Source organism: Psychrobacter sp. FME5, from assembly GCF_014861375.1.
Classification (GTDB): Bacteria; Pseudomonadota; Gammaproteobacteria; order Pseudomonadales; family Moraxellaceae; genus Psychrobacter.
The window spans coordinates 1-9,062 of record NZ_RRYX01000116.1 but is presented as its reverse complement, the minus strand read 5'-3'; the positions used below and the strand labels follow the sequence as shown (position 1 = coordinate 9,062).

Genomic DNA, 9,062 nt, shown 5'->3' with positions numbered 1-9,062 from the left:
GTATAGAGGGTAATAACTGTCGCCTTAGACACCGATTAAGACGAGCGGTTAGAAAAACCTGTTGTTTCTCTAAGAAGCTCGATAATCACTTCAAAGTGTTTGATATGGTGTTCTTTTACATCAATTATGGCTACGTCTGATGCCAGCATACTTTTTAGAACACCACCAATTCCTTTTGTTTGCTTAAATCAAAACTACTATAACACCATTATTCTATCATTAAATTAATCAACACATTATTAAAACACAGCCAAATTTTATTAAAAATATTAACATTTCTATTTAAAATAAGACTCCGTTAGTTGCATACTGCTAAGTTATCTTTGTTTGCAATAATTCAAAACAGATACGCTAAAGTCTTTGACTTTGCTGCTATTTTTAATTAAAATAGGCGCCCTTGTGCTATTGCGCAAGATTATCCTAGTTTGAGCTGATGCCAGTAATCTTGAGATATTACGGCTAAATACTAATACACAGCCAAACTAATGCCCTTATATCTCATCCTAATCGAGGAGTCTTCATGCCTGCAGTTAAGGTTAAAGAAAACGAACCAGTTGACATCGCTATCCGTCGTTTTAAACGTGCTTGTGAAAAAGCTGGTGTATTATCAGACGTACGTAAGCGTGAGTTTTATGAAAAACCAACGCAAGTACGCAAGCGTAAAAAAGCAGCTGCCGTAAAGCGTTATAAGAAAAAATTACAACGCGAAACTATTCGTACCACTCGTATGTACTAATCGACAATACGATTAGCTAAATACTAGCGCTACACTAACGCCACTGTTATCGATTGATATCAGTGGCGTTTTTTATGCTACAATTTTTTTATCACGCCCTAGGTAGGCGCTGTATAGAATTCAGCCCCTAATACTCAGCCCCTAACACCAAGTCTTTTTGCAGAAAAAATTATCAGCAGTTTATTATCTAAAGCTTTATCCATACTAATAAGGAATAATAACCGTGAGCCAACTTAAACAGACTCTATCAGACAGCATTAAAACGTCTATGAAAGCGCGTGAGCTTGAGCGTGTTAAAGTATTGCGCAACGTGCAAGCAGTCGTCAAGCAAATCGAGATTGACCGTCAAATAGAACTCGATGATGCAGCTGTTTTAGACGTGTTACAAAAACAGCTAAAACAGCGCCAAGAATCGCTTGGTATTTTTACAGAAAATGATCGTGATGACTTAGCCGCCAAAGAGCAGTTTGAAATCGATATCATCAATGAATTTATGCCCAAACAAATGGACAATGACGAGCTTGCTGCCTTGGTCAATGCAGAAATCGCGGCGCAAGGTGCCACTTCTATGCGTGATATGGGTAGCGTGATGGGTGTATTAAAGAATAAAACCGCGGGTCGCGCTGACCCTGCCCTCATCTCTAAGCTGGTAAAAGACGCTCTACAAGGCTAAAACCTATGATTCATTAGCCGATTTACAACAGTAGTGGCAGTTTAGAGATTGGTAAGTTAAAAGCTGACACGTTAAAAAAATAACCGCCTAAGGCTCGAAGTCTTTGGCGGTTTTTACCGCTTTGATTTCGGCATTAATATTGGCAAGTAGTGGACGAGCACTATTGGCTTGCGCAGTCGTTTGCAGCTTCTCCGCCAGTTGCTTGGCTTGGGTCAATGAGGTCAGGGCGCTCTCATAACGACCACTCCACAACTGGTCATGGCTGCGATAGCGTAGCGCATTAATAGTGGCAATGTTTTTTAGTGGTGTAGAATCGGTGGTTTTGGCCAGTTTTTCATTGGCCAATTGCAAACTTTGCCAAGCATAACGGTCACTTGGCTGCTGTTCGGTCAATGGTTTGAGTAGTGCCTGTGCTTTGATGGGCTGATTGCTATTGGTCAGTGCTTCAGCCAGATACAGACGCAGGTCACGGCGTTCAGGAGATAGCCGCTGCTGGTTCTCTAATATCTCAGCAGCTTGTGACCACTTACCTTGTTCCGTCAAAATTTGACTATGGGTAATTGACAGTAAAGGCTCTAGTTTTTGACGCTGTACAGGCGGTAGTTGATTAATCTCAGCCAGCACGTCGATAGCATCTGTAAAGCGCTGCTGCTCACCATACCAATGCATCAGAGCCAACTTAGCACCCGCGCTATTTTTGGCGGCTGTCGTTAATTCTGTCTCAGAGGCATGCTTGCCAGTGCTTTGAACACGCCAATAGAGCAAATCAAATAATGCTTGATGGCGCTGCTGCCGATTCAATGACAATGGTGGATAGTGCTGCGCGCGACTCTGTGATTCACTTAAGCGCTCATTACTCAATGGATGCGAGCGTACAAAACTGGGTAAAAATCGATTTTCAACTTGATTCAGCTGGCTGCGTTGGTTCATCGTAGCGAAGAACCGTGGCATGGCTCTCGGGTCATAGCCCGCTTGGGTCATGATTTGCATCCCTACCCGATCAGCTTCGCGCTCATTACTACGGCTAAACGCCATGGTGTTATTCATCGTCACAGTTTGGCTGCCCATCATCACCGCCGCCGCTGCATCACCATCGACGGCTGACGCTGCAATCGCTGCTAGCATACCGCCTATCTGCATCAGCAGGGCTTTTTTGCGCTCATCAACACCACTCTCATAATGACGCTGGCTAATATGAGCGACTTCGTGGGCGACCACACTGGCCAGCTCATCCATACTGCTGGCGGCCAATATTGTCCCTGTATTGAGACCAATGACACCGCCTGGTGCTGCAAAAGCATTGATACTTGGGTTATCAATAATAACCAAGCCCATTGGTGCCTGCTGTCGTGCTTGGGCATTGAGGCGCCAGGTCATATTTTTGATCGTTTCTTGAATCCAAGGGTCGTGCTCCATCTTGGTGCGACCATTGACGTTGCGTAGCGACCATTCACCGAGCAGCTTATTTTGATATTGTTCCGCGAAGCTTAAGCTTTGCCCGCGCAAATTGGGTAAGTTTAAATCTTTTGAGCCTGTAGACTGCCATGAGTTATCATTGAATGCCGCGATTTGGTTACCGCTCGCACCTCTCATGTTGCCATCACTACTATTGGCAGTACTAGTCACTATCAGTAATACCGCTAACCCTCCCAGCCTAATAGCGCTCGACACGGCTATAGACAGAAGGCTTGTTTTGCCCTGAGACTTTCTATGCTGACACTTTTTATATTGGTACTTTTTATATTGGTACTTGTTATATTGATAAAAAGGCGATATCACCGCTCGCGAACGCGTGGCTTCCTCGTGTGTATTTGACTGGTGCATGAGCGCTCTACCAAGCATCGACTGTCTATTAGAGTGGTACAAGTGCGTATCCTATACAGGTGAGTAATGACAATGTTTTTTCGACTATACGAGCTTGTTTATATAAGGTCAATTCTAGTCTGTACTCGACTACCAATAACTCAGCTGCCCGTCACTATTGTGCAACATGGCTTTAGTCAATCCCATATAAAATGGATACGTTTATAATAAAGCAAATAGTAACCTGCTATTGCTATAAACTTTTCTTGCTTGCTGTTCGCAGGCGTGACAGAGGCGGCAAAAAATTTATAGCCAATAGCACTGTCTCGGTTGTAAAGTGAATCCACTATATATATGTGATTCTAGTGAACCGAACATGACGTTGATTATATTCAACTGCAATTGAAGAGTGGCAATTTGCTATAATGGTGAACTGTAATGCATGTTGCACAGCAAAATAACCGCTGTGTCAGCGTGAAATGTTAAAACCAACGAATATGGCCAAGTGGTGTACTGACATATTTATTGATATTTTAAAGGTTACCTTTATGTCCGCTGATAGCCACTCCATCATGATACGAGCCTCTTACCAGATACTTTTATCAGAGCATTTACCTGAGGCAGAGCAGCAGTCGATTAGACCACTGCTAGCATTGCTACCAGTAGATAGCGATAACAACAGTGTTGACGATGCTAACCTCAATGACACCACAAACGAAAAGCAACCTAGCCTCACTATCAAGCGTTTCGTCGATGGTCGCGGACTGGCTTGCCCGATGCCGTTACTAAAAACCAAGGTAGCGCTACGCAATGTTGGCCTTAATGAGTCTTTATACGTGGTCGCAACAGACCCCAACTCACAAGCAGATATCATGGCTTTTTGTCGACAAAGCCAGCAAACAGATACCACAGAGCAGCTGCTACTAACGCTACATAACTCCACTAAGCAGCCGCCTGCTGATAGCATATCATCACAGCCTTTTGATACAATATATCACTTCATCATTACCAAAACTGATAGCAACTAAGCATCGCTATCCTTTACAATTACAACTATAAAGATTTTATCTGACTATTTGCGTCACTATTTAACCAAGGTCAAGAATATGGCTAATACTTCTAATGATGCTGCAAAAACGAGTAAAAAAGACGATGCAGCTCCTGTAAAAAACGAAGCGCGTGATGCAGCATTGAAAGCTGCCGCACAGCGACCCCCTTACGATTCGAGTGCACTTGGTAATACCAGTACCCGTGATTTGGTGCCAGCGATGCCGACTCATTTATCAGCGCCTGGGGTCAATCTGGGTGCTTATATCAATACTGTGCATCAAATTCCTATCTTGACACCGACCCAAGAGCAAGAGCTGGCTCATCGCTATTATGATGAAGGCGATGTGGAAGCCGCGCGGCTGCTGGTGATGTCGCACCTGCGCTTTGTCATTCATATTGCCCGTAGTTATTCGGGCTATGGCTTGCCGCAAGCGGACTTAATTCAAGAAGGTAACTTAGGCTTGATGAAAGCGGTGAAACGCTTTGATCCCAATAAAGGCGTACGCTTGGTATCGTTTGCTGTGCATTGGATTAAGGCGGAGATTCATGAATTCGTGATTCGTAACTGGCGCATTGTGAAAGTCGCGACGACCAAGGCCCATCGTAAGCTATTCTTTAATTTACGCAGTCTTAAAAAAACCAATAACCAGCTGACATTAGAAGAAGCAGATGCGATTGCCAACGATTTAAACGTGACGCGCAAGCAAGTGTTAGAGATGGAGTCGCGCTTGACCTCTTATGATGCCTCATTTGAAGCGCAATCTAGCGATGATGATGATGGACGTTATGCGCCGCAGCTATTTTTAGAGGATGGTATTGATCCTGCTGAGCAGCTAGAAGAAGCAGATTGGGAAGAAAATAACTCATCAGCGTTGATAGCAGCCATGGATACCCTCGATGACCGTTCACGCGATATCGTCGAGCAGCGTTGGCTGTCTGAGCAAAAATCAACCTTGCATGAATTGGCAGCGGTCTATTCTATCTCTGCCGAGCGTGTACGCCAAATCGAAAAAAATGCCATGGACAAAATTCGCGATGCCATGACTATTGATAGCGTTATTTTGCCAGATGACATTCAATAGCTGTTATTTTCAGTCGCAGTGATATGGTCGATACCAAATAAAATACATACACGACATTATGATGCGTGACTGGTAAAAATTTTTCTTGCCTGCTGTGCCTACGCCGACAGAGGCTACAAAAAATTGATAGCAGTCCCACTGCATCTCCTTTATATTGACCTGACTATATTCCAGTCGCGGGTACCCTTTGAATAAAGCATTCTTAAATAAAGCGCCTTTAAATAATACGAGTTTGTCATGTTAAATTGGATAGGTATTGCAGCGATTAATATGGCCATCGCCGTGGCTTTGGGCGCCTTTGGCGCGCATGGTCTAACAAACATCGCCAGCACTCAACAACTCGAATGGTGGCATACTGCAACCCTGTATTTATTTGTCCATGGTCTTGGCCTACTGCTGGTTGGCCTATTGATTCGACTCAAATATGCCACTCAAACCACTGCATGGCTATTGCAAATAGGTATTTTAATATTTGCGGGTAGCTTATATGCGATGACGCTTGGCGCGCCGCTTTGGTTTGGAGCGATTACCCCTATCGGTGGCGTTCTGATGATTGCAGGTTGGCTATGGTTGGCGCTGTCGGCATTTAAACTCAATAACTCGGCGATGAAATAACCGATTGCTAATAAAAGAAATGTCAAATACCACCTGAATGGTGACAATGCTGCAAAAAGTAATCTTGATTGATAATTTTAGTTGATTAAGGAGTATATTTTATGAGCAATATCAGTGTGAACGGTAAAAACCTACAGACCACTCACCAGACGGTACAAATGGTCGTCAATGAGCTTGGACTCAGTAAAGGACGTTATGCCGTAGAAGTGGACGGTGATCTTATCCCAAAAAGTGAGCTTGATAAAATGCATATTGTTGAAGGTATGAGCATCGAAGTAGTACAAGCAGTTGGTGGTGGCTAAGCGTTTTTCTACACTCAAAGAGGCTGATAGTGTTAAGTTTACTATAGTCGATTTTCTAAAGAAGCGGACAATAAAAAAGACCTCAACGTCTCGCACGTTTGAGGTCTTTCCCTTTTTATATGTTTGGTTCAGAGATATCTAAAGATATGGCCATTGATACTATTTGTTATTATATTAGCCAGCAGCCATTTATCCTCAAACACCCTAAACATACATTATAAAATCAAACTGCAGGAGCTGCATCTGCTGTCGTCAGCTCTTCATAGCGTCCATCACGCCCTGCACCCTGTGTCTTTTTACTCTCCATTTTGGTTTTATATTTGCGTACTTGTCTATCAAGTTTGTCTGCCATCTCATTGATGGCTTTATACATATCATCGTCAAGCGCTTGGACAAACATCTCTTTACCCGAGACTCGCATAATCGCTTCAGCTTTATGACTTTTTTTACCACCGTCACTTGCGCCGCTGTTATCTAGCGATAATATCACTTTAATACTTTGAATCTGATCGAAGTGACGCTCTACTTTTTCAAGCTTTTCACGAACTGCTGTGTCCATTGCATCGGTAATACTGATATGGTGACCACTGATAGAAACATTCATATTATTGTCCTTTTATCGTTGCTTACATTGATACTTACAATCAACAGATGAATGAGCATTCCTGCTTTTATCATCCTGCGTTACCAATAACTGCCCTCGTTTTTTTATTAACCAAGGCTTTATAACCAGCGCCTTTAGCAAAATGTAAACGTACCATTCTCTCATCTCTTTAATTATTGAAGTGATTAAATATGCTAAATCGACACTTGGATTTTGTTGTTGGTATGACTCTAATTTGTCATGAAAATTGAATAGTAGCAAGCCAGTAAGTTGTAATTAAATGTAATAAAAGCAGTTGTTTCTTCAATGTTTCTATATAATCAAAAAATTTTATTTTTTATTTTTGAAATAGAATTATTGATGATGCTGTCAGTTAGTTGATAACCTATTGAATTAAGACACTAATATTTCTTTTTGCGCTGGGTAGATGAACCAATATTCATTGCTTCACGATATTTGGCCACTGTTCTTCTGGCGATATCGATACCTTCTATTAATAAAAAATCTTTTATTCGACTGTCGGAGAATGGTTTTTTCGGATTTTCATCGGTGATGAGCTGCTTAATCATAGCGCTAATGGCAGTCGATGAGATGTCACCATCTGTGCTGCTGACGTGGGATGAAAAGAAGTACTTGAGGGAGAATAACCCTTGCGGGGTCAAAATGGTCTTACTGGTGGTGAGCCGCGAGACGGTAGATTCATGCAAGTCTACTTCTTCGGCGATTACCTTTAATATAAGCGGTTGCATGGCAGTCGCACCATACTGCAGAAATTGTTGCTGATAGCGCACAATACTGGTCGCCACTTTTAATAGGTTTTGATTGCGCTCTTCAATACTGCGAATAAACAAGCGTGCATCGGTAAGATTTTCGCGCAGATATTGATTATCGGGGCTGTCATCACCTCGTTTGACGAGGTTGGCATATTCTTGATTGACCCGTAGCTTTGGCAGGGTGTCAGGGTTGAGGCGCACATACCAGCCATCGTCTTGTGTTTCCATAAATGTGGTGACATTACCGTCGCGGCGACGAGTAGGCGTGACTAATACATCAGGAATATCATAGCTGGCTGGCGGCTGGGTATAGTCTGGCTGATTGCTTTGAAATAGCAATCCGGGTGAGGGGTTTAAGGTGCGCAATAGATTGAGTGCAGGTGTGATGTCATAAGCGGTGAGCCCTGTTTGCTCAATAAGCACTTTGATATTATTGCTAACTAAATGCTCACTGGCTGACAATAACGCTTTTGCTTGTTTTAGATACTCGGTGTCGGGCGCAAGCTTGGACAGTTGAATCGCCAGGCATTCACTTAAATGACGGGCACCAACACCAAGCGGATCGCAGGATTGAATAATATGTAACACCGCCATTATTTCGTCGTGTTCGACGCGCTCATCCCATTGATAAAAACTTGCCATGGTATCAAAGCTTTGTAACAACTCGTCAATGTCAAGCTGTATAAAACCCATGTCATCCATAGAATCCATTAAATATTCAGCAATGAGCGTATCTATCTCAGAGAGACGTTTAAAATTTAGCTGCCAGCGTACATGATCCTGAATCGTGGCGGTGGTGCTGCCTTGATAGCTATCAAAGTCATCAGAATCTGAGCGTGCTAATGCGCTCGATGTACTGCCCGAGCCGATATTGCTACTATCAAAGCGACTGTTATCAACACTATCACCATCATAGCTATCTATTGCATAGCTATCCATATCATAACTGTCTATTGCGTCATCATCGAAACTGGCTTGTTGCAACTTATCCAAGCTGTCACTAACACGGTCATCGTATTCAAAAGTATCGTCGTTATTACTAGCGGTAGAGGATGTGGTAAAAGAATCAGCCTCAGCATTTTGATTCCAAGTATCTAGCGTTAATGGCTCACCAAACTCATTTATCGCTTCATTATTTTTTTCATTACTGGTCTCGTATTCATCTTCATCTTCCTCAATACGCTCCAGCAATGGATTGCTGTCCAGCTTCGCCTGAACCTCCTGCGCAAGCTCAAGACTAGAGAGCTGTAGCAATTTAATGGCTTGCTGCATCTGCGGGGTCAGTTTTTGTGAGGTGCTTAGCGTGGTTGCCAATCCGAACGACATACTCATGGGTGGCTTATTACACTCCGATGCTGGTGATACGGTATGTAGTGGTCAACTAATTTAGGACACCTGATAAGAGGTTTTGATTAAAGTAACGT

The 9,062-nt window shown here is 42.9% G+C and carries 10 protein-coding genes; 7 read left to right on the top strand and 3 right to left on the bottom strand.

Annotated features, from left to right (window positions below):
• The 3 genes from EI161_RS12165 to EI161_RS12155 form a co-directional block, all read left to right on the top strand.
• Positions 1-140 (top strand): IS1 family transposase (locus EI161_RS12165; RefSeq protein WP_192524181.1); only part of this gene is annotated, 140 nt, incomplete at its 5' end.
• Between the two features lie 380 nt (positions 141-520).
• A complete protein-coding gene (gene rpsU / locus EI161_RS12160) occupies positions 521-736 on the top strand; it encodes a 30S ribosomal protein S21 (RefSeq protein WP_010195908.1) in 216 nt (71 codons plus the stop codon).
• A 223-nt stretch (positions 737-959) separates the two neighbouring features.
• Positions 960-1,409 (top strand): GatB/YqeY domain-containing protein, encoded by a 450-nt coding sequence (locus EI161_RS12155; RefSeq protein ID WP_192523662.1) that lies wholly within the window; start codon positions 960-962, stop codon positions 1,407-1,409.
• An 87-nt stretch (positions 1,410-1,496) separates the two neighbouring features.
• Here EI161_RS12155 and EI161_RS12150 read toward each other — a convergent pair whose 3' ends face one another.
• On the bottom strand, positions 1,497-3,275 hold the full coding sequence (locus tag EI161_RS12150; RefSeq protein ID WP_225735373.1) for a M48 family metalloprotease: 1,779 nt from the start codon (positions 3,273-3,275) through the stop codon (positions 1,497-1,499).
• A 485-nt stretch (positions 3,276-3,760) separates the two neighbouring features.
• Between EI161_RS12150 and EI161_RS12145 the strand changes: the two genes are divergently transcribed.
• The 4 genes from EI161_RS12145 to thiS all read left to right on the top strand — a co-directional run bounded on the left by EI161_RS12145 (position 3,761) and on the right by thiS (position 6,261).
• Positions 3,761-4,240 carry a sulfurtransferase TusA family protein gene (locus tag EI161_RS12145; RefSeq protein ID WP_192529663.1) on the top strand — a complete coding sequence of 160 codons (480 nt, stop codon included), beginning with the start codon at positions 3,761-3,763 and terminating at the stop codon, positions 4,238-4,240.
• A gap of 240 nt (positions 4,241-4,480) precedes the next feature.
• Complete coding sequence (gene rpoH / locus EI161_RS12140) at positions 4,481-5,344, top strand: RNA polymerase sigma factor RpoH (protein ID WP_225735374.1); 864 nt, start codon at positions 4,481-4,483, stop codon at positions 5,342-5,344.
• A gap of 237 nt (positions 5,345-5,581) precedes the next feature.
• Positions 5,582-5,959, top strand: a complete 378-nt coding sequence (locus EI161_RS12135; RefSeq protein WP_192523665.1) for a DUF423 domain-containing protein — start codon at positions 5,582-5,584, stop codon at positions 5,957-5,959.
• A gap of 101 nt (positions 5,960-6,060) precedes the next feature.
• Positions 6,061-6,261 (top strand): sulfur carrier protein ThiS, encoded by a 201-nt coding sequence (thiS, locus tag EI161_RS12130; RefSeq protein WP_192523666.1) that lies wholly within the window; start codon positions 6,061-6,063, stop codon positions 6,259-6,261.
• 223 nt (positions 6,262-6,484) lie between these two features.
• Here thiS and hpf read toward each other — a convergent pair whose 3' ends face one another.
• Positions 6,485-6,865 carry a ribosome hibernation-promoting factor, HPF/YfiA family gene (gene hpf / locus EI161_RS12125; RefSeq protein ID WP_192523667.1) on the bottom strand — a complete coding sequence of 127 codons (381 nt, stop codon included), beginning with the start codon at positions 6,863-6,865 and terminating at the stop codon, positions 6,485-6,487.
• A gap of 401 nt (positions 6,866-7,266) precedes the next feature.
• Positions 7,267-8,970, bottom strand: a complete 1,704-nt coding sequence (rpoN, locus tag EI161_RS12120; RefSeq protein ID WP_192529662.1) for an RNA polymerase factor sigma-54 — start codon at positions 8,968-8,970, stop codon at positions 7,267-7,269.
• Positions 8,971-9,062: the final 92 nt, after the last annotated feature.

What these genes read in the sequence shown, in the direction of transcription:
- rpsU (WP_010195908.1), top strand. Translation starts at nt 521, where the DNA reads ATGCCTGCAGTTAAGGTTAAAGAAAACGAACCAGTTGACATCGCTATC.
- EI161_RS12145 (WP_192529663.1), top strand. Translation starts at nt 3,761, where the DNA reads ATGTCCGCTGATAGCCACTCCATCATGATACGAGCCTCTTACCAGATA.
- rpoH (WP_225735374.1), top strand. Translation starts at nt 4,481, where the DNA reads ATGCCGACTCATTTATCAGCGCCTGGGGTCAATCTGGGTGCTTATATC.
- EI161_RS12135 (WP_192523665.1), top strand. Translation starts at nt 5,582, where the DNA reads ATGTTAAATTGGATAGGTATTGCAGCGATTAATATGGCCATCGCCGTG.
- thiS (WP_192523666.1), top strand. Translation starts at nt 6,061, where the DNA reads ATGAGCAATATCAGTGTGAACGGTAAAAACCTACAGACCACTCACCAG.
- hpf (WP_192523667.1), bottom strand. Translation starts at nt 6,865, where the DNA reads ATGAATGTTTCTATCAGTGGTCACCATATCAGTATTACCGATGCAATG.
- rpoN (WP_192529662.1), bottom strand. Translation starts at nt 8,970, where the DNA reads ATGAGTATGTCGTTCGGATTGGCAACCACGCTAAGCACCTCACAAAAA.